Genomic DNA, 26,745 nt, shown 5'->3' with positions numbered 1-26,745 from the left:
TTCGCCCGCCCTTTCGCCACATTGTTCTATAGTTAACAAGGTTTTTAGCAATGGATAAAGGAGAAGCGTGCAATGTCGAACAAAGATAAAACACATCAATCACCCATTCATGGCACTGAAGAATCTCAACCAGGCATGGACTCTCTGGCCCCAGCGGATGGCTCTCACCGCCCGTCCCCCGGCCCTTCCGCACCTGGCGAACAGCCTACCGCGCCGGGAAGTATGAAATCCCCGGATACCGGAAACGAGAAGCTGAAATCCCTTGAGTCCCACCGTAAAGGCGGCGAAGGTTTTGCACTTACCACCAACCAGGGCGTGCGCATTGCTGACGATCAGAACTCGCTGCGTGCGGGAACGCGCGGACCGACCCTGCTGGAAGACTTTATTCTGCGGGAAAAAATCACCCATTTTGACCATGAACGTATACCTGAGCGCATCGTTCACGCGCGTGGCTCCGCGGCACACGGCTACTTCCAGCCCTACAAAAGCCTCAAAGAGATAACCAAAGCGGATTTCCTTTCCGATCCGGACAAAATCACACCGGTCTTTGTCCGCTTTTCAACCGTACAGGGCGGCGCGGGTTCGGCAGATACCGTGCGTGATATCCGCGGCTTCGCCACCAAATTTTATACCGAAGAGGGTATTTTCGATCTCGTCGGCAATAACACCCCGGTGTTCTTCATTCAGGATGCGCATAAATTTCCTGACTTTGTCCATGCGGTAAAACCGGAGCCCCACTGGGCCATACCGCAGGGACAAAGTGCGCATGACACCTTCTGGGATTATGTCTCACTGCAACCAGAAACGTTACACAACGTGATGTGGGCGATGTCAGACCGGGGCATTCCGCGCAGCTACCGCACGATGGAAGGGTTTGGTATTCATACCTTCAGGATGATCAACGCGGACGGGAAAGCCACATTCGTACGCTTCCACTGGAAGCCTGTGGCGGGCAAAGCCTCGCTGGTGTGGGATGAAGCCCAGAAGCTGACCGGGCGCGATCCGGACTTCCACCGTCGCGAACTGTGGGAGTCGATTGAAGCCGGTGACTTCCCGGAATATGAACTGGGGTTACAGCTGATCCCGGAAGAGGATGAGTTTAACTTCGATTTCGACCTTCTCGACCCGACAAAGCTGATCCCAGAGGAGCTGGTGCCGGTTCAGCTGGTGGGTAAAATGGTGCTCAACCGTAACCCGGACAATTTCTTTGCCGAAAATGAGCAGGTCGCGTTCCACCCGGGGCATATCGTTCCGGGGCTGGATTTCACGAACGATCCCCTCCTGCAGGGGCGATTGTTCTCCTATACCGATACGCAGATCAGTCGCCTTGGCGGGCCAAACTTCCACGAAATTCCGATTAACCGTCCAACCTGCCCGTACCACAATTTCCAGCGCGACGGGATGCATCGCCAGGATATCGATACCAATCCGGCTAACTATGAGCCGAACTCCATCAACGATAACTGGCCGCGCGAAACGCCGCCGGGACCGAAACGCGGTGGTTTTGAGTCGTACCAGGAGCGCATCGATGGCAATAAAATCCGCGAGCGTAGCCCGTCATTCGGCGAGTATTATGCCCAACCTCGCCTGTTCTGGAACAGCCAGACGCCGATCGAGCAACAGCACATTATCGGCGGCTTTAGCTTTGAACTGAGCAAAGTGGTGCGGACTTACATCCGCGAGCGCGTGGTCGATCAGCTCGCCCATATCGATATTCAGCTTGCCCAGAGCGTGGCGGATAACCTTGGCATTACGCTGACGGACGAGCAACGCAATGCGGCCCCACCTAAAGACGTTAACGGACTGAAGAAAGATCCGTCCCTGAGTCTGTATGCGGTGCCGGGTGGCTCGATAAAAGGCCGGGTAGTGGCCATTCTGCTGAATGACAACACCCGTGCCAGCGACGTGCTGGGGATTATGCAGGCGCTGAAAGCCAAAGGCGTTCACGCCAAACTGCTCTATTCCCGCATGGGGGAAGTGACCGCCGACGACGGTTCAGTGCTGCCGGTTGCGGCCACCTTTGCCGGAGCACCATCGCTCACCGTTGATGCGGTGATTGTGCCGTGCGGCGACATCGACAGTCTGCTGAACAATGGCGATGCGATTTATTATCTGCTGGAAGCCTATAAACACCTGAAGCCGATCGCCCTGTCCGGCGATGCGCGACAGTTTAAAGCGCACCTGAAGGTGGCTGAGCAAGGTGAAGATGGTATTGTCGAAGGCGATAACGTCGATGATGCGTTTATGACGAAGCTGTTCGATCTGCTCGCAGCGCACCGTGTGTGGTCACGCAGCAGTAAGATTGATCGGATACCGGCATAAGAAAAGCCGGGTCTGGCTTTGCCCGACCCGGCGCTGATTGACATCGTTTACTCAGCCCGGCAGGCACCGCGCCTCCGGGCTATTTTCATACATCCTCAAAGGTGCCCAGACGGTACCCACGCTCGGCAATGGCGTATTTCAGCGATGCCGACGTCAGCACATCCAGTTCCGCCAGTCGCGGCCAGCAGTAGGCACTTTTACGCACAATGTTATCGACAAACGCCGGGTGTGCCATCACTTCCAGCGACCGTTCCCCGCGCGTGGCGGACTCATCCAGCACCTGCAGGAACAGCGCTTCGCTAATCTCGTCGCCGTAGAACGCGCTACTGAACCCGTCCGTTGTGGGCACAGAAGACAATGACAGCCCGTGCAGCGCCTGCACCTCACGATCCACGCGCATTGCCACGCCTTTGCGCTGTGCAAATTCCGCCACTGACGGGAAAAGTGCCGGGATCATATGCACGTGATGATGGCTGTCAATATGCGTGGGTTCACGGCCAAAGAGATCGACGAAACGGTTGAACTGACAGTCCAGCTCGCGGGTAATCTCCTCGAGCGGCAGCGTGCCCTGCTCTGCCTGTTCCCAAATCCATTTGCCCAGCTGTCCGTCCCGCGCAAGTCCCGGCATCGGTGAAAGCGGCATCCCGAGCGTCAATACAAAGTGCATGCCGACGCCCAGCGCTGGCACCTCGCGGCTGAGCTGCGCCGCGTGTTCAACCGCGTCACCATTAACCAGTGCCGTAGTTGAGGTCACCACACCCCGGCGGCAGGCTTCAATAATGCCGTAGTTTTGACCTTTTGAGAGACCAAAATCATCAGCATTGACGATCAGCAGGTTTTCCATCACACATCCTCTCAGTGCTGTTTGAATTTCAGCTTCTCAATCGTGGCGGCAAAATTAGGCAACCATTTTTCATGCGCCAGAATCATTTCGCTGGCCAGTTGCTCGGCATCGCGATCGGAATGGACCAGCGGGCTGAGATTGAGCGCCAGAAGAACGTCATTGAGTTCACCGCTCAGCGCCGCGTTGCTGGCTGCCACTTCAAACCCTTTGATGGTGTGGATCAACCCCATCACTTTGTCGTCAAAATGGGTAATCCGTGGATGCGGTCTGGCGCCATCACGTCCCAGAATGCAGGTCATCTCAACGGCCCAGTCAGCCGGGATGTTGTCGATATGACCGTGATGCGGCACATTGACGTAGTGCTCGGCCTGCTTGTCGTTGTAAATGGCGTTGATCACTTCACACGCCGCATCGGAATAATACGCTCCGCCGCGCAGCTCAAGCTCTTTCGGTTTCACGTTCAGGTTCGGATCTTTATACAAATCAAACAGCTGCTTTTCAACTTTCTGCACCACCTGAGCGCGTGCGCCACCCTTATAGTACTCACCCATCTCGATGGCCAGCATCTCTTTCTGTTTGAAGTAGTAAAGCAGGTATGAGCAAGGCAGCAGATTAAGCGAGCGGATCAGCCCTTCGCTGAACGGCAGGTCAAAGATGTTTTTCACTGACGCAGCGGTCAGGCGCCCGGAGGCCACGCCGTTAAGCAATTCGCTAAAGCGAGACTGACCATTCACAATGACATCTTTGATAAACACCATGTGGTTCAGGCCAAAGAGATCGATAGAAAGATCGTCGTTATCGGTCAACTCCAGCACATCGCTGATGAACATCTTCATGCCAATCGGAATATTACAGACGCCGATAAAGCGTTTGAAACCGGTGTGGCGATAGACCGCCTCGGTCACCATCCCGGCCGGGTTGGTGAAGTTAATCACCCACGCGTTGGGGCAGATCGCTTCCACATCGTTGATGATGTCAAAAATGACCGGAATGGTACGCAGCCCCTTGAACAGGCCGCCCGCGCCGTTGGTCTCCTGCCCCAGATAGCCGTGGCTCAGTGGAATACGTTCATCCATTTCACGCGCTTTGAGCTGGCCGACGCGCAGCTGGGTCGTCACGAAGTCGGCATCCTGCAGCGCCAGGCGACGGTCGAGGGTTTTATGCACGGTCAATGGCACACCGGCTTTCGCGACCATCCGCTTGCAGAGCTCAAAAATGATATTCAGTTTCTCCTGACCTTCCTCAACGTCCACCAGCCATAATTCGCTGACCGGTAATTCATGATAACGTTTCAGGAAACCTTCGAGTAATTCCGGGGTATAACTGCTGCCGCCGCCAATGGTTACGACTTTTAATTTCTTCTGCATAATATCTCCCTTAGCATATCAGGTTAATCGCCTGCAAGGTGTAGCGTACTCTTCCCGCTCTGTGGGCAAGCAATCAAGGCAATATTTGTGGCGGGTAAATCCGCCGAAATTTAATTAATTACCGTCAGGTTCTTCCGGTAACTGTTCGGTGTGAACGAAGTCAATTTCTTAAAGGTCTTAATAAACAAGCTGGGGCTACTGTAGCCTGACTCATAAGCAATATCGGTAACCGAGTAGTTGGTTATTTCCAGCTGTTTTTTAGCAAAATTAATGCGGATTTCATTAATAATTTGCACTGGCGTTTTACGATAATAACGCTGAGTTGCTCGGGTCAGATATTCCTGTGATTTACCGGACAAAGCGACCATATTTTCCAGCGCATTTTCGCTGAATTGTCCTTTATCGTGCATCAGTTCAACCGTACTGCGCAGCCACTGCGGAATATCATCGCTTACCTGCTGCTCTTCACGATGATGGCGCAGACGGTTCATCACATAAAACGTCACCGTTTCAATAAACTCATCAAATTCATTCTCGCGAAAGTTAAGCGAGGCGATAACCGTTTCAATCCAGGTCATGAACTCGTTTTTGATGCGATAGACCTGCGAGGCCACAAAGCAGAACGGCACCAGCGGCAGATAGTGTTTCTCAAAGAAGCGTCTGCTGACACCTACGTTAAGAATGCGGGTTGCACCAAATTCATAAAAGCTCTGGTGATGGGACCCCATCGGCAGGAAGACGAAATCTCCCCGCTCAAGCAGGACGCGCTTGCCGTTGATTTCCTGGTAGTAGCGACCGGTCAGAACAATCGTGAACTCATAGTAGTCATGCTGATGCAGACCGCTCGCGCTCTCCGTCTTGTTGTAAATAATCACGTGAAAATTTTTGCCATTAAACAGTTGCTGTTCAAGTGCGGTTTTTATTTCCATCGCGCTGACCTCCTGCTGCAAACTCTGCCTTACTGCATCTTCTCGTGAAGCTCAATTAACTCGGCCACCAGTTCACGTGCCAGCATCGACGTCATCAGATGATCCTGCGCATGCACCAGCACCAGACTGACCTTCATCTTGCCTTCACCCTGGTCGCTTTCAATAAGCTTTGTCTGCACCAGGTGTGCTTCGTTCAGCGCCGTACGGGACTGTTCCATCATGGTCTTTGCGGCTGCGAAATCACCCTGCTTGGCCTGTTTGAGCGCGGCATACGCCAGGCTACGCGCCTGCCCGGAATTGATGATAAGCCCCATCACCACCTCTTCCAGATCGTTCTCTGCGGTTTCTTCTGCGACAATACTGTCCAAATCTAACATTTTTAAGCTCCTTTTGGCTGGCGCGGGTTGCCCCGCGCCGTGCAATTTTAGAATTTCAGTGCGAGGGCGATATCCTCTTCGCTCTCTTCTTCATCGATAACGGTTGCAGCTTTGTTTGCTATCGCCACGAATGGCATATAGAGCAGTGTTGCAATCCCGAGGTTGAATATCGCCAGCAGGAAGGCAGCCACGCTACCGTTGGTGTTGAAGAACGCCCCCAGACCCGCCGGCATAGTCCACGGCGCAATGTTGGTGACGGGCGGGATAATGCCCAGGTAATAGGCCGTCAGGGTAATGGCCGCCAACAGTGGCTGAACCAGAATGAACGGAATGAACATTACCGGGTTCATGATGATTGGCAGACCAAACAGAATCGGCTCGTTAATCTGGAAGATGCCTGACGGCAGTGCCAGCTTCGCAACCTGACGATGGTCAGCGCGACGAGAAACAATAAAGACCGCGATGATCAGACCCAGCGTCGCCCCGGTACCCCCCAGGAAGATATAAGAGTCGAGCATCGGCTTCGCCCACACATGGAAGGTTTTACCGGCTGCCAGCGCCGCGTCAACGGAGCCGTACTGCTGATAAAGTGCAACGTTTTCCAGTGCCCATGGGGTCATGATACCGCTGTCCAGCGCCGCCAGTGCCAGTGAACCATGCACGCCAAAGAACCACAGCAGGGAGGTGAAAATCACATACGCCCAACCGACCACGCTACCCATTGACGCCAGCGGCGTTGAGATAGAGTCCATAATGATCTGGTGGAAGTTAGTGCCCCAATGAGAGAGCGCCCAGGCGATAATCCCCATGATGGAGAGAATAATGAAGCCTGGAATCAACGCGGAAAATGAACGAGAAACGGACGCCGGCACGCTATCCGGTAAACGGATAACCCAGTTGCGACGAATAATAAAGGTGAACATCTCCGCAACCACCAGACCGATAACGATACCGGAGATGATATTAGCGCCCCCCAGCCAGTTGGCCCCTACGGCATAGGCCTCACCGACGCTGTATGGCGTCACGGTCATAAAGGCGGCAATGGATAATAAACCTGCGGCCAGCGGATCCACTTTCCGCTCTTCCGCCAGTGCCATGCCAATAAAGAAAGGTGCCATCAGCGACATAATACCTAACGTACCGTTATATACGTTGCCGCCGATGGCTTTTAAACCATTAAGGGTTTCAATTGTGGAAGCGTCTAATCGAATTCCTAATGAATAAAAGAAGGAACCTTCACCAAAGCTCAGAAAAACGTTGTTAATTAAAACGAACATTGCCCCAGCCAGCGTCAACGGCATTAATCTAATAAAACCGTTTTTGATGGCATTAACGTGAGGCTGCTTTCCTATTTTAACAGCAAAAGGAAGGAGTACCTTTTCAAGTGAAGCGATGACTTTACTCATAGGAAAATACCCTTAAATGCCGCAACGCAGGTTACGGCGTATTGTGTGTGAAATAACTCTTTGACGGGAAAAATAAAAATTAATTAGCAGCTTTTTTAATGGCTGCAACAGCAGCTTTCAATACACCTAAACCATCAATCTTGCCGTACAATCCCGAATCGATCACTTCGACCGGTTTATTGGGTAACAGACGTTGAATTTCGGGTAACATATAGGCAATTTGCGGCCCCAGTAAAACGACGTCGGCTGTCTGGCCCTTTTCGCCCGCCAGCGTCTCCGGAAACGCTTCGATTACCACCGGGACTTCATACTTCTCAGCCTGAGCACGCATCTTTGACACCAGAAGCGAGGTTGACATGCCTGCTGAGCAGAACAGATAGATATGTTTCTTTTCCATAGTAACTTCCCTCTCGTATGACTACCTGCCATCGCGCTATCACTCGACTCGCTATCCTGGCAGACAGGTAGTTTGCTTACTGTTGTTTGTCGTTGGAGTGAGTATACGCAATGGTACAGACAGGAGATAATTCTGCACAGGGGCAAATTGTCTCTCATTGACCTGGCGTGTTGACTACCTTCACATTTCAGGCAAATAATTCGCGAGAAGAAATAAGATTTACGTATGTATAAAAAAACCGGCCCAACGGCCGGTTTGTTAACATACTCAGGCAAGAAGGGTTACTGCGCCTTAGGTGCCTGCGGATCGGTATCGTATTCAGTACAGGTCTGGTAACCGGAGTTGATCACATGACCGGTCTCATCCAACGCAACGAAGTAGGTCTCTGCCTTACCATCACGTTGACCCAGGATATAGGTCTGGCAGGTACCGCGTGCATGAATCATTGTCACTTCAGAAGAAGGCTTGCCGGCAATCGCAGCCACCTGCGAACGGGTCATGCCTTTTTTGACATCTTTCACTACGGGCTGTGTAAACTGATCTTTGGTGCGGTCGTAGGCCGTACACCCTGCCAGCATAGTCAGTACCGCCGCTGCGCTAAGAATTCCTGCTACGTTCTTGTTCATATTCCGTCCTCTTGTTTATCAGCGTGTTATCTAAGCATGGAATAAAAAGTACTATTGTTCAACTTTGTGAATTCCGCCAGACGAATTTCGGAAAATTCTAATAAAACAACGATAACCTGCTAAATCGCCGCAATTTAGCGCACTCGAAACTGTGATCCTTGTCGTTTCTCGTTCAAAGGGTTAGTTTTAACAGTTAACACAATCTGTTTATGTTCTGCATATGGAGGGCGTGATGGCTCTGCAACAAGAGATTATTCAGGCGCTGGGCGCAAAGCCCGCGGTAGACGCACAAGAAGAGATCCGCCGCAGCGTGGATTTTTTAAAGTCTTATTTAAAAACTCACTCGTTCCTGAAATCCCTGGTGCTGGGCATCAGCGGCGGTCAGGACTCTACCCTGGCCGGTAAACTCTGCCAGATGGCAATTTCAGAGCTCCGCGAAGAGACGGGTGATGACGCGCTGCAGTTTATTGCCGTGCGTCTTCCCTATGGCGTGCAGGCCGATGAACAGGATTGCCAGGATGCCATCGCCTTCATCCAGCCCGATCGCGTGCTCACCGTCAATATCAAAGGATCGGTGCTGGCCAGCGAGCAGGCGCTTCGCGAAGCAGGCATTGAGTTGAGCGATTTTGTCCGCGGCAATGAAAAAGCCCGTGAACGTATGAAAGCGCAATACAGCATTGCCGGGATGACCAAAGGCGTTGTGGTCGGTACCGATCATGCGGCAGAAGCCATCACGGGTTTCTTCACCAAGTATGGCGACGGCGGTACCGATATTAACCCGCTCTTCCGTCTGAACAAACGTCAGGGTAAGCAGCTGCTTGCCGCGCTGGGTTGCCCGGAGCACCTTTACAAGAAAGCGCCAACGGCAGATCTGGAAGACGATCGCCCCTCCCTGCCGGATGAAGCGGCCCTGGGTGTCACCTATGACAATATTGATGATTATCTGGAAGGCAAAAAACTGGATGAAGGTACCGCGAAGATCATTGAAAGCTGGTATCTGAAAACCGAGCACAAGCGTCGCCCGCCGATCACCGTGTTCGATGATTTCTGGAAAAAGTAACACTCTGGCACCCTCTCTCTGGGGAGAGGGTGTTCGCCCGCACCGTCCGTTGCGCCACCCGGCTCTTTTTTAACCAAACCGGCTCTGCTACACTGTATGCCTGAACAGTATATGGAGTAGTATGTGAGCAGGCGTCAATCCGCCCCGCGTCTTGAGTTTGAAGCGGCGGCTATCTACGAATATCCCGAACATCTTCGCCCCTGGCTTGAGGAACTGCCTAAACAGCCGGGCGTGTATATCTTTCACGGTGAGAGTGACACCCTTCCGCTCTACATTGGCAAAAGCGTAAATATTCGCAGCCGGGTCATGTCTCATCTGCGCACGCCAGACGAGGCGGCAATGCTGCGCCAGTCGCGACGCATCACCTGGTTTCGTACCGCCGGAGAAATGGGCGCGCTCTTACTGGAAGCCCGGCTGATCAAAGAGCAACAGCCGCTGTTCAATAAGCGCCTGCGCCGCAACCGGCAGCTCTGCTCCCTGCAGATAAACGCCGGTAAGCCGCAGGTTGTCTACGCACGCGAAGTCGATTTTTCTCACGCCCCCAATCTCTACGGGCTGTTCGCTAACAAACGGGCGGCTCTGCAGGCTCTGCAAACGCTGGCCGATGAGTTACAGCTGTGCTACAGCCTGCTAGGCCTCGAAGCAACCACCCGCGGGCGTGCCTGTTTCCGCTCAGCGTTAAAGCGCTGCGCAGGGGCCTGCTGCGGGAAAGAAAGCATTGAGGAACACCACGCCCGGCTCCTCGCAGGGCTGGCGGCGCTTAGCGTTAACTGCTGGCCGTGGGAGGGTGCCGTTGCGCTAAAAGAAGTCGGTGACGCGATGACCCAGTATCACATCATCAACAACTGGCTCTGGCTGGGTGCTGTTGACGATGTAAACGATGCGGCAACCTTGCTGCGCACACCCGCCGGTTTCGACCACGATGGCTACAAAATTCTCTGCAAGCCCGTGTTAACCGGCAAGTATGAGGTCATTGAGCTTAGTGCCCCGGCAGCCAGTTAATTTCGCTGAATAATAAGGTGCCCTGAGCCTCCAGCAGGCGGAGAGTATGGACGCCCTCCTCCCAGCTGGCGCCCTGATCGGCCGTCAGCAACTTATCGCCAAGCTGCCACGCCCCGCTTAACACGAACGCGACGCCCCCGCGGGAGCCGAACGTGGTAAAGGTGCGGTCAGCGACACGCACTTTCGCCTGACAACGGTCACGCCGGGTCATGATGTTGAAATCCATCGACATCCGTCCTTCGGAAAGCAGCGCTTTCACCGGCTGATCGCCGGAAAAATGGTATGGCTGATGATGTTTCAGGGTATGGCAGAACGCCTGACCGGCATCCAGCGTTACCTCACCCCCTTCAAGCAAGGTAATCACCCGATCGACACCGGGAAAAGAGGAGAATTCGCCATTGCTGGCGATGGTCGCGATACTGGCACGCCAGTAAAAATCGCGCGTTGCGGGCGGAAAACAACAAATTTCCCGCGTCTCGCCTGCGCCATTGCGCCAGAGGCTGACCGGCATCTTACGGATATCAAAGAACTCCATCACCACTCCTGAAAGGCACAACCTGTGCCAGGGCAAGGATATCGCTATCGTTGCTGTCTTGTTTGTTATCGTTGGGTTTTCACAGGCACAGTATCGGCAGCAGAGCGGGCAGGCCTTAGCGGAACGTTAATAAAAATTATAACGCCATGACTCTGCAAACATTCTCTGAAGCGACTACAGGAGAATACCGCTCTGGCGGCGGCAGACAAGAGGGCAGGAAAGAAAAACCGCCGGTCCTGTCCACAGCGTTAGCGCTTTTGTGGACAGGATCCCGGCGGTCTTAAGATGTTGAACCGATTATTCGGTTGGTGCTGGCATTTTACCTTCCATTGCTGGACGTTCTGTCAGACGCTTCTCAAAATTGGCATTAAATTGTTTTTTCTGTTCCGGCGTCAGAATGTTGTAGATCTTGTTCTGGGTTTCCATATGCGCCAGCATGCGGGCTTTATGCTGCTCAGCCATTTTGTCGATCTGCGCTTCGGCTTTTGCTTTATCGAAGCTGTCGCTGGCGATGATGTCATGCATCGCGCGGCGTTCGTCCAGTGACGGACGTTTCATCTGGTCGCGCTGGCTTTTCATGATGTCGCGGACCTGCTGTTTCTGTGCATCCGTCAGGTTCAGATCTTTAAACATCATCATCTCGTGGTGCATACCCGGCTTGCCTTTATGATGCATCATCATTTTGCCTTCGACAGGCGCGGCAGTGGTGGTGGTCGCGGTATCTGCAGCGAACGCCATGCTGGTAGCGCCCAGAGCCAGGGTAGAAGCAACAAACAGTGCAGTAAACTTACGCATAATTTATTTCCTTACTTTCAGTTATTCTTCGGCGCTATGCCGTGTTGACGAGATTAACTTTACGGGGTTTATCGTCAATTAATCAGAGCAACAGTAAAACAATGAAAGTGTAAAAAACAAATTATCGCCAAATGTGGAGGAATTAAGGATAAAGGATGGAGAGTTGCAACGAAAATATTCAAAATGATGATTTTAAAAGCAATTTAAAAAAGTATAGCGAAGTGAAGACCAATAATAAAGCAATTCACCAGGAATATTCTGCAATAGTTGTCATTGCGCTTTAATCGCTAAGAAAAATAATTTGACGTTCCCCTCTCAGGCAATGAGAGGGGAAATGTTCAGGACACTTTTTCCAGCATCAGCCCGGCACGCAGGCCAAACGCTACTGATGGATTAGGGAACAGAACATATTCAGTGGTTTTCTGCACCTCGTAGCGCTCGTCGCCATCTTCCGCCAGCAGAACGCCTTTGCGAAAAGGGGTGAAGTTCAGCGTGTGGGCGGCCATATGCAGCCGGAAGGCCTCGCTGCGGCGAGTGATCTGCTGTACGACCCGATAACGCACGACAGTCTGTTGCGTTGGCTCGGGTGCCAATCCTCCAAGCAGCGCGCGAAGCGCAAGATGCGTTGGCGCGAAGCGCGTGAGATCGTTCTGGCCAAACGGTAGCGCTTTTCCCAGTTCCAGCGTGCAGGCCAGCGCGCCGAAATGCTCACAGGTGAAATGGGTAAATGTGCCCCCCGGCGACTGATGAAACACCAGAGCCTCCAGCCCGGCGTCGCCCAGCCAGCTCAGAAACGCCTCATCCCACGGCTGGTTACGCTGGGGCAGAACACCAAAGCGCACATGATAAGAGGCGCGAATTGCCGTATGCAGGTCGAGATGCCAGCGCACGGGACCGGCCGCGGCGAAAAATGTGGCAACCACGTGCTCAAGCCACTGCGCCCGCGACGTTTCATCGCCCGGCACAAACTGTGACCAGCGGCCGCCAAACATGCGGTTAAGGTCGCTCTCAAGATAACGTTTGTTTTGCGCCAGCGCTGGCGGGTTGCCAAGCACCACTAGCAGACGGCACTGCAGGGTGATATCTCCCCGATACAACGCGCGAAGCAGCAGGTCGACAATTTCAACCGGCGCGGTTTCATTGCCATGGATGCCGGTTGAAAGCAGCAGCGATAACTCACTCTTCGCGGCCGGTGTCAGTTCAAGGACGCCGCGACCCAGCCACCGCCAGTGAAATGAGGGGCCCTCCCCCTCACGCTGTTCGGGCGTTTCATCGGCCAGTGTCAACGCCAGTAAATTTTCCATAGCCACTCCTTTAGCGCTGGAACGGATAAACCGTTCCCAACTGCAGGATTGTTGTTAACGCGTCCAGTGCCTCACGCCCTTCACGCAGTAGCTGAGGGTCGACCAGATCGGCCTGCGTTAATCTGTCGCGATAGTAACGATCCACCCAGTCATTCAGGGAGTTAAACAGCGTCTCATTCATCATCACGGCTGGATTAACAGCCTGCATTTCGTTCTGCGTCAGCACTACGCGCAGGCGTAAACAGGCCGGACCGCCGCCGTTGGCCATGCTTTCGCGCAGGTCAAAGACGCGCAATTCATCGATCGGGTTATCGGCTTTCACCAGTTCAGACAGATAACGCCACACCCCTTTATGGTCCTGCGACTCTTGCGGCAGCACCAGCATCATGCTGCCGTCCTCACGGCTCAACAGCTGGCTATTAAAGAGGTAAGTTTCAACCGCGTCCTGCACGCTGACCGCCTGGGTCGGCACCTGAATCGGCATAAACCCCGGCACCCGCTCATGCAGCGTAGCGAGCAGCTTCTCCTGATGGGCAAACGCCTGCTCATGGCAGAACAGCACCTGGCGGTTAGAGACGGCAATGACGTCATTGTGGAAAACCCCCTGGTCAATCACCTGCGGGTTCTGCTGAGCAAAAATCACCTGTGAGGGATTCACCTGGTTCAGCCGCGCGACGGCCTGGCTTGCCGCCAGCGTCTGGCGGGCGGGATAACGGACAGGCGCCGAATGGCCGCCCTCTTCTCGCCCGTAAATGAACAGCTGTACGCCGGGATCGCCATAATCCCCCCCAAGACGGTTATGGTTTGCCGCTCCTTCATCCCCGAACATGGCCACCTGTGGCAACGCCTGATGGACCTCAAAGTGAGCCTCATCACGGAAAATCGCACGCAGAACGCGCTCGGTCGTCTCCGCTTCGGTAGCACGATGGAATTTGTTATTCAGGTTCGCCACCGTTAAATGTACTTTGCCATCCAGCGTATCGGCCGACGGTGCAACGGTAGCAGCGTTTGCCACCCACATCGACGAGGCAGAGCTCGCCGCTGAAAGCAGGTGCGGCGTCTGCGTACCCGCTTTTTCGATAACCTGCTCATCGCTGCCGCTAAAGCCGAGCTGACGTAACACCGCCACGTTCGGACGCTCCTGCGGCGGGATCACCGCCTGCGGGAAACCGGCATCCGACAGGGCTTTCATTTTCAGTAGCCCCTGCTTCGCCGCCAGTTTCGGGTTGGAGACCTGAAAACGGTGCTTCGTCGAGGCTTCATTACCAAACGAGAGGCCGGCATAGTGGTGCGTCAGCCCCACCAGCCCGTCAAAGTTAACTTCACGCGCTTTCATGACGATCCCCCTGAGTAAAATCCAGCCCCGGACTCAGCGTTTCCGGCAGCGTCAGCGCAGGCGTTTCCAGGCTCGCCATCGGCCACGCGCAGTAATCTGCGGCATACCACGCGCTGGCGCGGTGGTTACCCGAAGCGCCTACCCCGCCAAACGGTGCCGTACTCGCCGCACCGGTAAGCGGTTTATTCCAGTTCACAATCCCGGCGCGTGCTTCGAGCAGCAGCTGATCAAATTTCTCACGATGCGGGGAAATCAGACCGCTCGACAGGCCATAGCGGGTGTGATTGGCCATCTCAATGGCGCTGTCAAAATCGTCATAACGCCAGACGCAGAGCAGCGGGCCAAAGACCTCTTCATCCGGCACGTTGCGTGCGCCACTCATCTCAACAATGCCCGGCGTCAGGAGCGATGTTCCGGGCTTGATTTGCTTTGGCTCAAGCAGGGTTTTCGCCCCGCGCGCCACGTGATCCTGCCAGGCTTTCAGCACGTTCAGCGCGGCCTGCTCGGAAATCAGCCCCCCAATAAACGGCTGTGGGTCGGCATCCCACTGCGCAGGCACCAGACGCGCGCTGATTTCCACCAGCCGCGCGAGGAAGGCGTCGCCCTGTGCACCCCGTTTCACCAGCAGACGACGCGCGCAGGTGCAGCGCTGTCCGGCGGTAATAAACGCTGACTGGAGGGTCAAATGCACCGCCGCGTCGATATCATCGGGATCTTCAACGATCAGCGGGTTGTTACCGCCCATCTCCAGCGCGAGAATTTTTTCCGGCTGCCCCGCCAGCTGGCGATGCAGTTGGTAGCCCGTTCCGGCGCTGCCGGTAAACAGCAGGCCGTCGATATCACTCAACGCACTCAGCGCCTGGCCGGTTTCACGTCCCCCCTGCACCAGATTGAGCACCCCGTGCGGCAGACCAGCCTGTTCCCAGAGCTTCACCACCACCTCACCGGTCAGTGGCGTTAACTCACTCGGCTTGAAAATCACGCTATTGCCCGCCAGCAGCGCGGGCACGATATGCCCGTTCGGCAGATGCCCCGGGAAGTTATAGGGGCCAAATACCGCCAGCACGCCGTGCGGACGGTGGCGCAGCGTGGCCGCGCCGTCAGGCATATCGGTATGTTGCTCACCGGTCCGGGTATGGTACGCCTTCACCGAAATGGCGATTTTATTGATCATCGCCGTCACTTCCGTGGCCGCCTCCCAGCGCGGCTTGCTGGTTTCCTGAGCGATAACGCGCGTCAATTCGGCTTTATTGGCCTCCAGCAGTGATGCAAATTTCTCGACAATTCCCTGACGTACGGAGAACGGTTGTTTCGCCCATCCCGGGAAAGCGCGACGGGCGGCGTGACAGGCCTGTTCGACCTGCCCGGCGCTGGCGTCATTTCCCTTCCAGAGCACTTCTTGTCCGACCGGATTGGTCTTTATGCGCGGCTCGCCTTCGCCCGTGACCCAGTCACCGTTGATCCATAAAGTCATGCTGTTTTCTCCTCAGGGCAGAGACGCACCAGGCGAACCGTGTCGCCGGCGTTACATTTCAGGGCATCCAGTTGCGCGGCCGTCAGCACCAGACGTTCACTTTTCGGGTTGGTTCGCACCAGCATGGCGCGGAAATTGTTGTACTGCTCGTTAGCCACCAGACATGCCGGCCACTCACCCGGTGCAGGCTGGCCTTCAGAAACCTCAACCAGCCGGCTTTTACGGATCGCGCGCACGCGGTCGATATCGCACTCCAGGGTGGGTCCGCCGTCAAAGATGTCCACATAGTTACGGTAGCGGAAACCCTCTTTTTCCAGCACCGCCCGGGCCGGCGCGGTTTGCGGGTGCACTTCGCCAATCACCGCCTGCGCCTGGGGGCTTAAGAAATGGGTATAGATGGGGTGTTTCGGCATCAGTTCGGCGATAAACGCTTTCTGCCCGGTGCCGCACAGATAGTCCGCCCGGCTGAACTCCATTGAGAAGAAGCGCTCGCCCAGGCTCTCCCAGAAAGGTGAATAGCCGGTGTCGTCGATCACGCCGCGCATCTCGGCGACGACCTTTTCGTTAAAACGATCGCGGAACGCGGCCATAAACATGAAGCGCGACTTGGAGAGCAGATAACCGTTGCCCTCTTTGCGCCACGCAGGATCGAGGAACAGCGTGCAAAGCTCGCTGGCTCCCGTGTGGTCATTACAGAGAAAAAGCGTGGGCAGCGCGTTATAGACGTTCAGCTCTTTTGAGGCGTGAACCATCGTACCGACACGGTAGTTGTACCACGGGTCGTTAAGCCCGACGGCCACTTCGATTGCGCAAATGCCGGCCACGGTACCGGTGTCGGTATCTTCGAGAACGAACACATAACCCTGTTCGCTTTTTGGCAACGTCCCCTGCCAGGTTTGCAGGGCGCGCTCAATGCGCGCCGACAGCGTTTTTTCATCGGCAGGAAGCGAGGTCAGCCCGCCTCCCGTCTTACCGGCAAGCTGCATGAGCCCGGCAATATCGCCGCGCTCAACGGGACGGATGACCATCATGATGACACCCCGGACTTCGCATGTTCACAGGCCAGTGCAAAACGGTCTAAACCGGTTCTCACCTCTTCCTCGCTGACAATCAGCGCAGGGGCAAAACGCACCACGTTGGCACCGGCAATCAGTACCATCACGCCCATTTTTGCCGCTTCCTGTGAAATAAGTTTAGCTTTTCCGGCAAACTCAGGTGTGAGTTCGCAGCCAATTAACAGACCCAGACCGCGGATCTCTTTAAACAGTCCCGTCTTGCTGTTGATGGCGTTCAGGCGCTCAACAAACCAGTCATGACGTTGTTTAACGCCCTTGAGCACTTCCGGCGTGTTAATGATGTCGAGAACCTGTCCGGCCACGGCGGTAGCCAGCGGGTTACCCCCGTATGTTGTACCATGCGTACCCACGGTCATTACGCTGGCGAATTTATCAGTGGTCAGCATGGCGCCAATCGGGAAGCCACCGCCCAGCGCTTTCGCCGTAGAGAGCACGTCCGGCGTTACGCCGTAGTGCATATAGGCATACAGCTCACCGGTACGCCCCACACCCGTCTGGACTTCATCGAAAATCAGCACCGCGTGATGACGATCGCACAGCTCACGCAGCCCCTGCAGGAACGCTTTTTGCGCCGGAAGGACCCCGCCCTCACCCTGCATAGGCTCGACGATCACCGCACAGGTAGTGTCGTTGATAAGCTCGCTGGCGGACTGCAGATCGTTATACACGCCGTGACGAATATCCGGCGGCAGTGGCGCAAAATCCTGCGAGTATGACGGCTGACCGCCGGCGCTGACGGTAAAGAGCGTGCGGCCGTGGAACGCGTTTTTAAACGCCACAATGCCGCTCTTATGAACGCCGAATTTATCGTGTGCATATTTGCGCGCCAGCTTCAGGGCCGCTTCGTTTGCTTCCGCACCTGAGTTACAGAAAAAGACTTTTTCGGCAAACGTTGCGTCGATCAGCTTTTTCGCCAGTCGCAGAGCGGGCTCGTTGGTAAAACCGTTACCGGTATGCCAGAACTTCGCCGCCTGGTCGTTCAACGCCTGGCGCAGTGCCGGGTGCGCGTGACCCAGCGCGTTTACCGCAATCCCGCCTGCAAAGTCGATATACTCTTTGCCCTGTTGATCCCACAGGCGTGAGCCTTCCCCCCGTACCGGAATAAAAGCCGCCGGAGCGTAAACCGGCATCATCCATTCATCGAAATTTTCACGCGTAATTGACAGAGACATAGCGACCTCATCCGGTAAATAAAAGGTTATTTAGATGTTAAATAATTGAGTGTTTGCACTGTGAATGTAGATTGCAGCCTTCGTGCCAGCCAGCGATAAAAATGCATAAACGGGTTAGGGGTACAGAATATCAATAAGTTACGATATGGAGTTATTCACTGTTATTGCATAAAAAGTGAATATTTTTACGACAAGCGGCGCTTTGCCGCATGAAAATAAGAAAGAGTATGCAGAAGCCAAATATAATTCTGGAATTGTGATCGCTCGCGAAATTTATCGGTTCTTTACGCCCTGTTGGGGGGCAATGCGCGTCAAAATGGTGCAAATATTGCACCGTTGGCATGATCTGTCGCAGTTATTGGTCGAACCCCGTAACAGTTGACGCAAATTCTGCTACCATCCATGCACTATTCACCTTGCATTGGCAGCGACTATGAAATTTGTCTCTTTTAATATCAACGGCCTGCGTGCCCGCCCTCACCAGCTTGAAGCAATTGTTGAGCAACATCAGCCAGATGTGATCGGCCTGCAGGAGACAAAAGTTCACGACGATATGTTCCCCCTCGAAGAGGTGGCGAAGCTCGGTTACAACGTCTTCTATCACGGACAGAAAGGTCACTATGGCGTGGCGCTGCTGACCAAAGAGACGCCGGTTTCCGTACGTCGTGGCTTCCCGGGCGATGATGGCGAAGCGCAGCGTCGCATCATCATGGCGGAAATTCCTTCACCACTTGGCAATATCACGGTGATTAACGGGTATTTCCCGCAGGGTGAGAGCCGCGACCATGAGACAAAATTCCCGGCCAAAGCAAAGTTTTATCAGGATCTGCAGGATTACCTGACCACCGAACTGAAAAAAGAGAATCCGGTGCTGATCATGGGCGACATGAATATCAGCCCGACCGATCTCGATATCGGCATTGGTGAAGAGAACCGCAAACGCTGGTTGCGTACCGGTAAATGTTCTTTCCTGCCGGAAGAACGCGAGTGGATGGAACGCCTGCTCGGCTGGGGTCTGGTTGATACTTTCCGCACCGCCAACCCGGAAACACAGGATCGCTTCTCGTGGTTTGACTACCGCTCAAAAGGCTTTGATGACAACCGCGGTCTGCGTATAGACCTGCTGCTGGCCAGCCCGCCGCTGGCGGAACGCTGCATCGAAACTGGCATCGACTACGATATCCGCAGCATGGAAAAACCGTCTGACCATGCGCCGGTCTGGGCGAAATTCAAACTGTAACCTCGTGTGAACACGCAAAAAATACTCCTGATGTGCGCCCTTCTGGGCGCATTTGTTCTGACCTTCGTCTTTCTTCCGCCGGGGACGCTCTCCCTGGAAACCATCAAAACGCACCAGCAGTCGCTCCTCTCGCACGTGGAACAGGCACCGTGGCAAAGCGCGTTTTTCTTTTTCGCCCTCTACGTATTGGTCTCCGCCCTGTCGATACCCGGTGCGGCGATACTGACGCTGCTGGCGGGAGCGCTGTTTACGCTGTGGGAAGGCACCCTGCTGGTCTCGTTTGCTTCTACCCTCGGCGCCACGCTGGCGATGCTTGCCAGCCGTTATCTGCTGCGCGACTGGGTACAGCGGCGATTCACATCGCAGATGAATACGGTGAATGCCGGTATGGCGCGAGACGGTGCAGGGTATCTTTTTGCCCTGCGTCTGATGCCCTTGTTCCCGTTTTTTCTGGTGAATCTGCTCATGGGGCTGACCCGTATTGCGGTCAGTCGCTACTGGTGGGTGAGCCAGGTCGCCATGCTGCCTGCAACCATTATCTTTCTGAATGCCGGACGCGCGCTGGGGAAAGTGAATTCGCTTCGCGATATTTTATCGCCGGGACTGATATTCGCCTTTACACTACTGGGGTTATTGCCGCTGGCGACGCGCTGGCTGTTTTCCCGTTTTACCCCTTCATCAAAAAAGTGAGGCATTATGCGCCGTGTGCGTTTTTGCACGTTTCTGAGCGGTCTGCTGCTGGCAGCCCCGCTGTTTGCAGCGGACAACTGGCAGGCTATCCAACAACAAGCCAAAGGCCAGACCGTCTGGTTTAACGCCTGGGGCGGCGATCGGGCGGTAAACCGCTACCTCGAGTGGGTAAGCGGTGAGATGAAAACGCATTACGACATAACCCTTAAAATCGTCCCACTGGCGGATGCCGCCGATGCGGTCAAACGTATTCAAACAGAAGCCGCCGCAGGCCGGAAAACGAACGGTTCAGTCGACCTCTTATGGGTCAACGGTGAGAACTTCCGGACCCTGAAAGCCGCTAACCTGCTGCAAACCGGATGGGCGCAGACCTTGCCCAACTGGCGCTATGTCGATACCCGCAAACCGGTTATGGAGGATTTTGCTGTCCCCACCGATGGCGCGGAATCCCCGTGGGGCGGTGCGCAGCTCACCTTTATTGCCCGCCACGCAAGCCTGCCTGCGCCCCCAAACGATCCTCAGGCGTTACTGGCGTATGCGCAGCAGCATCCGGGCAAAGTCAGCTACCCACGCCCGCCCGATTTTACCGGTACGGCATTTCTGGAACAGTTGCTCCTGACCCTCACCGCTCACCCGGAGGCGTTGCAAAAAGCCCCTGATAACACCTTTGCCCAGGTGACGGCTCCGCTGTGGCACTACCTGGACAAATTACACCCGCTGCTGTGGCGAAAGGGAGAGGACTTTCCTCCCTCGCCCGCCAGAATGGATACCTTGCTTGCCAGCGGTAGCCTCAATCTCTCCCTGACCTTTAACCCGGCACATGCGCAGCAAAAAGTGGCCAGCGGTGAACTGCCTGCCGACAGCTACAGCGTTGGTTTTGACAACGGAATGATAGGCAATGTCCATTTTGTGGCCATTCCGTCGAATGCCAGTGCAAGCGCAGGCGCGAAGGTGGTCGCCAATTTCCTCCTTTCACCGCAGGCGCAAATCCGCAAGGCCGACCCGGCCATCTGGGGAGACCCGAGCGTACTGGATGCGAAAACACTGCCCGAAAAAGAAGCGAAGCAGCTCGCTGCCCATACGCCGGCAGGGCTGCCAAAAATGCTTCCCGAGCCGCACGCTGCCTGGGTTAACGCGCTGGAGCAGGAATGGCTGCGTCGTTACGGCACCCGCTGAGCTGGCTCGTCTGGCTGGCGATGGCGGTCATCTATCTGCCGCTGCTACCCACCGCCGCCATACTGTTTGCCCCGGCATTCTCGCTGAACAACTGGCAGTTGCTGCTTAACGACCCGCAGCTGCCACAGGCAACGATCGCCACGCTGGTCTCAACGCTTATCGCGACGCTGGGGTCGATGTTTATCGCTCTGGTGATCGTGGCCCTCCTGTGGCCGGGCGAGCGCTGGCGACGGCTCAGCAGCCGGCTGCCGTGGCTGCTCGCCGTTCCTCATGTGGCCTTTGCCACCAGCGCTTTACTATTGTTTGCCGAAGGGGGCCTGTTGTATCAGGTGTGTAGCGTCTGTACGCCACCGCTTGACCGATACGGTGCAGGGCTGGGGCTGACGCTTGCGGTAAAAGAGAGCGCGTTTGTGCTGTGGGCCCTTTACGCCGTCCTGCCGGAAAAACGCCTTGCGCAGCAAAAGGTCGTGCTGCATACCTTCGGCTACGGGCGTTTTCAGGCGCTGAACTGGTTCATCCTTCCAACGATCGCGCCGGCTCTTGGCGCGGTGATGCTGGCGGTGCTGGCCTGGTCCCTGTCGGTTGTGGACGTGGCGATGGTGCTCGGGCCCGGCAATCCCCCGACGCTTGCCGTACTGGCGTGGCAATGGCTCAGTCAGGGCGATGCGCAGCAGCAGACAAAGGGAACGCTGCTGTGCCTGCTTCTCCTTCTGCTGCTGGCCGCACTTTCTGCACTGGGTTACGGCGCATGGAGACTCTGGCGTCGCACGTTACCGGACCTGAGCGGACGCCGTCGAATGTCGCTTATCGCGCCACCAGCGCGTCTGCTCAGCGGATTTCTGCCCGCCTGCGGGGTGCTTTGCGCGGTCGTGCTGCTCATGCTGGCGCAGCGGGACGACATCGGTGCGGTTGGCGCCAGCCTCTCCTTTGGCCTGCTCGCCAGCCTGATTTCGCTGGGGGTAATTGTTCTCTGGCTTGAGTGGGGACCGCAGCGAGGCACACAGTGGGTGTGGTTGCCGCTGGCGCTGCCGGCGCTGCCCCTCGTTACTGGACAATATGTTATCGCGTTGCGACTGGGTATCGACGGGCACTATGCCGCCGTGCTGTGGAGCCATCTGCTGTGGGTTTTACCGTGGATGTTGCTGGTCCTCCAGCCAGCCTGGCAGAGGATCGATCCCCGTCTGATCCTTACCGCCAGAACGCTCGGCTGGCGGCGGGGAAAAATCTTCTGCTGGCTGAAATGCCCCTTGCTGGTACGCCCGGCGCTGCTGGCTTTCGCGACCGGGTTTTCCGTCAGCATGGCGCAATACATGCCAACCCTCTGGCTGGGCGCGGGCCGTTTTGCGACGCTGACCACTGAAACCGTGGCGCTCAGCAGTGGAGGCAGCATTCCGCTTCTGGCTAACCGGGCGCTGGGGTTGCTGTTGGTCACGGGGAGCGTGTTTGGCCTTGCCGCCCTGCTATCCCGGCTCGCAAGCCGTTACCGACGAGGATTACGTTAATGCTGCAGGTCAGCAATCTCACCATTGAACCGCTTTTCCGCGAGGTCAATTTTTGTGTGCCACGCGGCGAAATAGTCACGCTGATGGGGCCTTCCGGCAGCGGAAAATCAACCCTTTTTGCCTGGATAGTGGGCGCACTGCCAGACGACTTTCAGGCTCAGGGCGAACTGTGGCTTGATGAACGTCGCTGCGACGGACTGCCCGTGGAGGCCCGCGGGTTGGGGATCCTCTTTCAGGATGCCCTGCTGTTTGACCATTTCAGCGTCGGACAAAATTTGCTGCTGGCATTACCTGAACGGATTGTCGGACGAGCACGACGGGAAGCGGTCGAGCAGGCGCTCGGTTCTGCCGGGCTTGCCGGGCATTACGCCAGCGATCCGGCGACCCTTTCCGGCGGAGAACGTGCCCGGGTCAGTCTGCTGCGTGCCCTGCTTGCAGAGCCGCAGGCGTTACTGCTGGATGAACCGTTCAGCCGTCTCGATAATGCGTTACGCGCTTCGTTTCGGGCATGGGTATTTGACACTACCCGCGCACGCAATATTCCGGTGGTTCTGGTCACGCATGACGACGAAGACGTGCCCCCGGGCGGCGAAGTGATTGAGATTTCTCGCTGGCAATAATGTGCTAACGCAATGTTTTACCTTTCAGGAGAGACGACAATGCCCCCCTCTTTTACTGACGTCAGGTTATTCGATGAAACGTGTTTCTCAACTGACCGCGCTGGCCATGCTGTGCGGCCTCGCTTCATTTTCCTCTCTGGCTGCTGATATGCCGCACGCCATGACGCTGTCTCAACTTCAGGCACAACACGGCGCGGTGATCGACACCCGCGCCAGCGCGTTTTACAACGGCTGGCCGCAAACGCTGAGCGCGCCCTCCGGGCATGAGCCCGCCGCACTTAACCTTTCCGCCTCCTGGCTTGGCGCGATGAGCGATGACCAGATTGCCGTCTGGGCCAGACAGCACCAGCTTACGCCGGCCATGACGATCGCGCTCTACGGTCGCGACGCCGATAATCAGGCGGTCAAAACGCGGCTGGAAAAAGCCGGCTACCACCAGATTTCCGTGCTCAACGATGCCCTGCAGGTACCTGAGCGTCTGCAGCGTTTGCCGCACTTTGAACAACTCGTCTACCCGGAGTGGATCCACCGGCTTCAGCAGGGTAAACCCGTCACTGCTGCGCCAACGGGCGACTGGAAAGTCATTGAAGCCGCATGGGGCGCGCCGAAGTTTTATCTGCTGAACCATATTCCCGGTGCCGGCTACATTGATACCAACGAAGTGGAAAGCGAACCGCTGTGGAATAAAGTTTCTGACGACACGCTAAAAGCGATGCTGGCGAAGCACGGGATCCGTCACGATACGACCGTCATTCTGTATGGCCGTGACGTATATGCCGCCGCCCGCGTGGCGCAGATCATGCTGTATGCGGGCGTGAAGGACGTCCGCATTCTTGATGGCGGCTGGAAAGCCTGGTCTGACGCGGGTCTTCCGGTTGAACGGGGAATGCCCAAAGACGTGAAGCCCGCCCCCGATTTTGGTGCACCGATCCCCGGCCAGCCGCAGTTGATGGTGGATATGGCGCAAGCACGCGGGATGCTGCATCGCCAGGACGCGTCGCTGGTCAGCATTCGTTCCTGGCCGGAGTTCATCGGCGAAACCAGCGGCTACAGCTACATCAAGCCAAAAGGTGAAATTGCCGGTGCCCGCTGGGGTCATGCCGGTAGCGACGCCACCCATATGGAAGATTTCCATAATCCGGATGGCACCATGCGCAGCGCTGACGACATCGCCGCCATGTGGAAAACCTGGAACATCCTGCCGGAACAGCACGTCGCGTTTTACTGCGGCACCGGCTGGCGTGCGTCCGAGACGTTTATGTACGCACGGGCGATGGGCTGGAAAAATGTCGCCGTCTATGACGGCGGCTGGTACGAGTGGAGCAGTCATCCACAGAACCCCGTCTCCAGCGGAAAACGTGGGCCAGAAAGTTCACGCTAACGGGTAAGTGACTTCAGCGTCACATACCCGCTCCAGATGCGCGTTGTGGTGGTCAGCCAGCACAACGCGCCAAATATCCACGCCAGCACGCTGAAGTGCGCCGGAAAGAGGCAGCACAGCACAAACAGCGCGATCGTCTCCGTCCCCTCCGTTAACCCACCAATATAGTAAAACGACTTATGCGCGTAGCCGGGGTTGTCGATGTTGTGTTTCGCTGCCAGCGCGGCAAATGCCAGAAAACTGCTCCCGGTACCGATAAAGGCAAACAACAGCCAGCCAGCGGCAAGCGCATTCTCTGCGGGGGCCGCCAGCGCGAATCCGAAGGGAACCAGCGCGTAAAACAGAAAATCGAGGGCGATATCAAGAAATCCTCCCGCATCCGTCAGCCCGCGCCGGCGCGCCAGCGCACCGTCCAGACCATCCAGCAGGCGATTCAGCACGATGGCGACGAGCGCCGCCGGATACCAGCCGAGGGCCAGAAACGGTAAGGCCAGAACGCCTATGGCAAACCCGGTCAGGGTTAATCCGTCAGGCGTGATCCCCGGCTTATCCAGTACTGACACCAGTCGGTTGAGCGTGGGTTTAATCCGCGGGTGCAGATGACGATCAAGCATGGGGATCCTCTTTAAACGTGGCACATAACCCCTGCGCCGGGATGTCCAGCGCGGCATTAAAGCGTGCAGAGAGATTCTGAAACGCAATCAGCGCCGTCATTTCGGCGATCGCGTCCTCGCTGAAATGGCGTTTGATCTCACTTTTTACTTCGTCATTCACACGGGGCGGCGTCGCGGTGACAGCCTCGGCATAGGCCAGCGCTGCACGCTCCTCTTCGCTAAAAAGAGCGGAATCACGCCACGCGTTGACGGCATGAACCTTATCCAATGCGCCCGAGCGCTCCGCCAGGCGCAAACTGTTGGCATCGATACAAAAAGCGCAGTGACAAAGCTGCGATACCCGGGTCATTAACAGCGAACGGAGCACCGGCGACAGGCGCGCGTGACGACGTTCGAGAAAACCGACGAACAATGCCACCAGCCAGAAAAGACGTGGCATCCTTCCCCACCAGCGCGTGGGGTTAAGCACGGCACCAAAGTGTTTTTTCTGCATGGCGGCAATCGGTTTTATGCTGACCGGAAGGGTGGCGATGGGATCTACCCAGGTGGACGTCTCTTTCACCTGATTCTCCTGATGGCTGGACTCTTAGAAAGGGCACGATAATATGGTGTTTTTCGCTAACAAGTATTGACGACCATGCTAAAAACAGTCGATGTCGTTGCGGCAATCATCGAAAAAGACAACAAAATTTTACTGGCCCAGCGCCCGGCTCATGCCGACCAGCCGGGCATGTGGGAATTCGCAGGCGGAAAAGTAGAAGCCGGTGAGACGCAGCCCGAGGCGCTTGTCCGCGAGCTGCACGAAGAGCTCGGCATCCACGCGCAGCCAGGTGAGTATGTGGCAAGCCATCAGCGTGAGGTGTCACAGCGGTTAATCAACCTTCACGCCTGGCACGTTCCGGCGTTCAGCGGCGCGCTGACGGCGCATTACCACAGTGCGCTGGTGTGGTGTACGCCCGAAGACGCATTTGGTTTCAACTTAGCGCCTGCGGACATCCCGCTGCTGGAGGCGTTTATTGTTTTACGCGACGCCAGACCAGCGGATTCGTGCTAATGGTGCGTTCATCACGCTGGCACTGCAACAGAATGCCGTCCGCTTTTACCACTGCCCCTTCCGAATAGTTCTGATCCTGATAGATGCAGCACTGGTTACACGGCTGCGCTCGCTGGCCGCTGGAGCTGAACACCTCCGGCGGCACATTCACGTCCACATCCGGGCGAATGCGGTCTGCCTGCGCGCCTGCGGTAAACATCAAACATAACGCGGTTATCACGTAACGGTTCATAGACTTATCTTCCTGTTGTGCCCTGATAAAGACTATAACGGTAAACCGGCGCAGAACCTTTAATTTATCTCGTCATCGCTTTTGGTTATGACGAAGCCCCGCTGATTAATTTCCTTTTCGGCATGCATTTCTGCTTGCTTCACAAAGCGGTACGGATGGTATAGTCAAAAAAACAACACAATTCGTATAAGCAATATACATAAAATAATATAAG

Annotated in this window: 27 protein-coding genes; 10 read left to right on the top strand and 17 right to left on the bottom strand. The window is 55.8% G+C overall.

Features of this window, described 5'->3' with window-relative positions:
* Window positions 1-72: 72 nt before the first annotated feature.
* On the top strand, window positions 73-2,322 hold the full coding sequence (gene katE / locus BH714_RS05320) for a catalase HPII (protein WP_040017248.1): 2,250 nt from the start codon (window positions 73-75) through the stop codon (window positions 2,320-2,322).
* An 85-nt stretch (window positions 2,323-2,407) separates the two neighbouring features.
* Here katE and chbG read toward each other — a convergent pair whose 3' ends face one another.
* From chbG to osmE, 7 genes are all read right to left on the bottom strand, one after another.
* On the bottom strand, window positions 2,408-3,166 hold the full coding sequence (chbG, locus tag BH714_RS05315) for a chitin disaccharide deacetylase (protein ID WP_040017247.1): 759 nt from the start codon (window positions 3,164-3,166) through the stop codon (window positions 2,408-2,410).
* A gap of 11 nt (window positions 3,167-3,177) precedes the next feature.
* The gene (locus BH714_RS05310) at window positions 3,178-4,533 is read right to left on the bottom strand and encodes a 6-phospho-beta-glucosidase (RefSeq protein ID WP_040017246.1); all 1,356 of its coding nucleotides are present in this window, start codon (window positions 4,531-4,533) and stop codon (window positions 3,178-3,180) included.
* Window positions 4,534-4,643: 110 nt separating this feature from the next.
* Entirely contained in the window at window positions 4,644-5,483 is an 840-nt protein-coding gene (gene chbR / locus BH714_RS05305; protein ID WP_014169676.1) for a transcriptional regulator ChbR, read from the bottom strand.
* 8 nt (window positions 5,484-5,491) lie between these two features.
* Complete coding sequence (gene chbA, locus BH714_RS05300) at window positions 5,492-5,839, bottom strand: PTS N,N'-diacetylchitobiose transporter subunit IIA (protein WP_020884417.1); 348 nt, start codon at window positions 5,837-5,839, stop codon at window positions 5,492-5,494.
* A 47-nt stretch (window positions 5,840-5,886) separates the two neighbouring features.
* Window positions 5,887-7,245, bottom strand: a complete 1,359-nt coding sequence (gene chbC / locus BH714_RS05295) for a PTS N,N'-diacetylchitobiose transporter subunit IIC (protein WP_014169674.1) — start codon at window positions 7,243-7,245, stop codon at window positions 5,887-5,889.
* Between the two features lie 79 nt (window positions 7,246-7,324).
* On the bottom strand, window positions 7,325-7,642 hold the full coding sequence (gene chbB, locus BH714_RS05290) for a PTS N,N'-diacetylchitobiose transporter subunit IIB (protein WP_008500676.1): 318 nt from the start codon (window positions 7,640-7,642) through the stop codon (window positions 7,325-7,327).
* A 281-nt stretch (window positions 7,643-7,923) separates the two neighbouring features.
* Complete coding sequence (gene osmE / locus BH714_RS05285) at window positions 7,924-8,268, bottom strand: osmotically-inducible lipoprotein OsmE (RefSeq protein WP_014169673.1); 345 nt, start codon at window positions 8,266-8,268, stop codon at window positions 7,924-7,926.
* Between the two features lie 232 nt (window positions 8,269-8,500).
* Here osmE and nadE point away from each other — a divergent pair, with 232 nt between their 5' ends.
* Together nadE and cho are read left to right on the top strand one after the other, a co-directional pair.
* Window positions 8,501-9,328, top strand: a complete 828-nt coding sequence (nadE, locus tag BH714_RS05280; RefSeq protein ID WP_020884418.1) for an ammonia-dependent NAD(+) synthetase — start codon at window positions 8,501-8,503, stop codon at window positions 9,326-9,328.
* A gap of 123 nt (window positions 9,329-9,451) precedes the next feature.
* Entirely contained in the window at window positions 9,452-10,330 is an 879-nt protein-coding gene (gene cho, locus BH714_RS05275; RefSeq protein WP_014169671.1) for an excinuclease Cho, read from the top strand.
* On the opposite strand, the gene ves is transcribed toward cho, so the two are convergent.
* The 7 genes from ves to astC form a co-directional block, all read right to left on the bottom strand.
* Window positions 10,308-10,865, bottom strand: a complete 558-nt coding sequence (gene ves, locus BH714_RS05270) for an environmental stress-induced protein Ves (RefSeq protein WP_020884419.1) — start codon at window positions 10,863-10,865, stop codon at window positions 10,308-10,310. The two genes, cho and ves, sit on opposite strands and share 23 nt — an antisense overlap.
* 297 nt (window positions 10,866-11,162) lie before the next feature.
* The gene (spy, locus tag BH714_RS05265; protein WP_020884420.1) at window positions 11,163-11,660 is read right to left on the bottom strand and encodes an ATP-independent periplasmic protein-refolding chaperone Spy; all 498 of its coding nucleotides are present in this window, start codon (window positions 11,658-11,660) and stop codon (window positions 11,163-11,165) included.
* A gap of 338 nt (window positions 11,661-11,998) precedes the next feature.
* Window positions 11,999-12,964 (bottom strand): succinylglutamate desuccinylase, encoded by a 966-nt coding sequence (astE, locus tag BH714_RS05260; protein ID WP_040017244.1) that lies wholly within the window; start codon window positions 12,962-12,964, stop codon window positions 11,999-12,001.
* Window positions 12,965-12,974: 10 nt separating this feature from the next.
* The gene (gene astB, locus BH714_RS05255) at window positions 12,975-14,300 is read right to left on the bottom strand and encodes an N-succinylarginine dihydrolase (protein ID WP_040017243.1); all 1,326 of its coding nucleotides are present in this window, start codon (window positions 14,298-14,300) and stop codon (window positions 12,975-12,977) included.
* Window positions 14,287-15,774 (bottom strand): succinylglutamate-semialdehyde dehydrogenase, encoded by a 1,488-nt coding sequence (astD, locus tag BH714_RS05250; protein WP_020884423.1) that lies wholly within the window; start codon window positions 15,772-15,774, stop codon window positions 14,287-14,289. The genes astB and astD overlap by 14 nt, the downstream gene beginning before the upstream one ends.
* The gene (astA, locus tag BH714_RS05245; RefSeq protein ID WP_014169664.1) at window positions 15,771-16,805 is read right to left on the bottom strand and encodes an arginine N-succinyltransferase; all 1,035 of its coding nucleotides are present in this window, start codon (window positions 16,803-16,805) and stop codon (window positions 15,771-15,773) included. Before astA ends, astD begins: the two co-directional genes overlap by 4 nt.
* Complete coding sequence (gene astC, locus BH714_RS05240; RefSeq protein ID WP_040017242.1) at window positions 16,802-18,022, bottom strand: succinylornithine/acetylornithine transaminase; 1,221 nt, start codon at window positions 18,020-18,022, stop codon at window positions 16,802-16,804. The genes astA and astC overlap by 4 nt, the downstream gene beginning before the upstream one ends.
* Before the next feature lie 433 nt (window positions 18,023-18,455).
* On the opposite strand from astC, the gene xthA reads away from it, so the two are divergent.
* From xthA to BH714_RS05210, 6 genes are all read left to right on the top strand, one after another.
* Window positions 18,456-19,262 (top strand): exodeoxyribonuclease III, encoded by an 807-nt coding sequence (xthA, locus tag BH714_RS05235; RefSeq protein ID WP_020884424.1) that lies wholly within the window; start codon window positions 18,456-18,458, stop codon window positions 19,260-19,262.
* 6 nt (window positions 19,263-19,268) lie between these two features.
* A complete protein-coding gene (locus BH714_RS05230) occupies window positions 19,269-19,952 on the top strand; it encodes a TVP38/TMEM64 family protein (protein ID WP_025204411.1) in 684 nt (227 codons plus the stop codon).
* A 15-nt stretch (window positions 19,953-19,967) separates the two neighbouring features.
* Window positions 19,968-21,128 (top strand): ABC transporter substrate-binding protein, encoded by a 1,161-nt coding sequence (locus tag BH714_RS05225; RefSeq protein WP_040019018.1) that lies wholly within the window; start codon window positions 19,968-19,970, stop codon window positions 21,126-21,128.
* Window positions 21,101-22,630, top strand: coding sequence for an ABC transporter permease family protein (locus BH714_RS05220; protein ID WP_040017241.1), 1,530 nt, complete (start codon window positions 21,101-21,103; stop codon window positions 22,628-22,630). Before BH714_RS05225 ends, BH714_RS05220 begins: the two co-directional genes overlap by 28 nt.
* Window positions 22,630-23,250 carry an ATP-binding cassette domain-containing protein gene (locus tag BH714_RS05215; protein WP_040017239.1) on the top strand — a complete coding sequence of 207 codons (621 nt, stop codon included), beginning with the start codon at window positions 22,630-22,632 and terminating at the stop codon, window positions 23,248-23,250. Before BH714_RS05220 ends, BH714_RS05215 begins: the two co-directional genes overlap by 1 nt.
* 73 nt (window positions 23,251-23,323) lie before the next feature.
* The gene (locus BH714_RS05210; protein WP_025204415.1) at window positions 23,324-24,631 is read left to right on the top strand and encodes a rhodanese-like domain-containing protein; all 1,308 of its coding nucleotides are present in this window, start codon (window positions 23,324-23,326) and stop codon (window positions 24,629-24,631) included.
* On the opposite strand, the gene BH714_RS05205 is transcribed toward BH714_RS05210, so the two are convergent.
* Both BH714_RS05205 and BH714_RS05200 read right to left on the bottom strand, forming a co-directional pair.
* Complete coding sequence (locus BH714_RS05205; protein ID WP_032677958.1) at window positions 24,628-25,245, bottom strand: CDP-alcohol phosphatidyltransferase family protein; 618 nt, start codon at window positions 25,243-25,245, stop codon at window positions 24,628-24,630. The genes BH714_RS05210 and BH714_RS05205 overlap by 4 nt on opposite strands.
* Window positions 25,238-25,807, bottom strand: coding sequence for a carboxymuconolactone decarboxylase family protein (locus tag BH714_RS05200; RefSeq protein ID WP_040017238.1), 570 nt, complete (start codon window positions 25,805-25,807; stop codon window positions 25,238-25,240). Before BH714_RS05200 ends, BH714_RS05205 begins: the two co-directional genes overlap by 8 nt.
* Before the next feature lie 75 nt (window positions 25,808-25,882).
* Between BH714_RS05200 and BH714_RS05195 the strand changes: the two genes are divergently transcribed.
* A complete protein-coding gene (locus BH714_RS05195) occupies window positions 25,883-26,299 on the top strand; it encodes a pyrimidine (deoxy)nucleoside triphosphate diphosphatase (RefSeq protein ID WP_025204417.1) in 417 nt (138 codons plus the stop codon).
* On the opposite strand, the gene BH714_RS05190 is transcribed toward BH714_RS05195, so the two are convergent.
* Entirely contained in the window at window positions 26,259-26,531 is a 273-nt protein-coding gene (locus tag BH714_RS05190; protein ID WP_032677956.1) for a YnjH family protein, read from the bottom strand. The two genes, BH714_RS05195 and BH714_RS05190, sit on opposite strands and share 41 nt — an antisense overlap.
* Window positions 26,532-26,745: the final 214 nt, after the last annotated feature.

Source organism: Enterobacter ludwigii (assembly GCF_001750725.1).
Classification (GTDB): Bacteria; Pseudomonadota; Gammaproteobacteria; order Enterobacterales; family Enterobacteriaceae; genus Enterobacter; species Enterobacter ludwigii.
The sequence above is the reverse complement of the archived record's forward strand: the minus strand, read 5'-3'. Positions and strand labels throughout refer to the sequence as shown.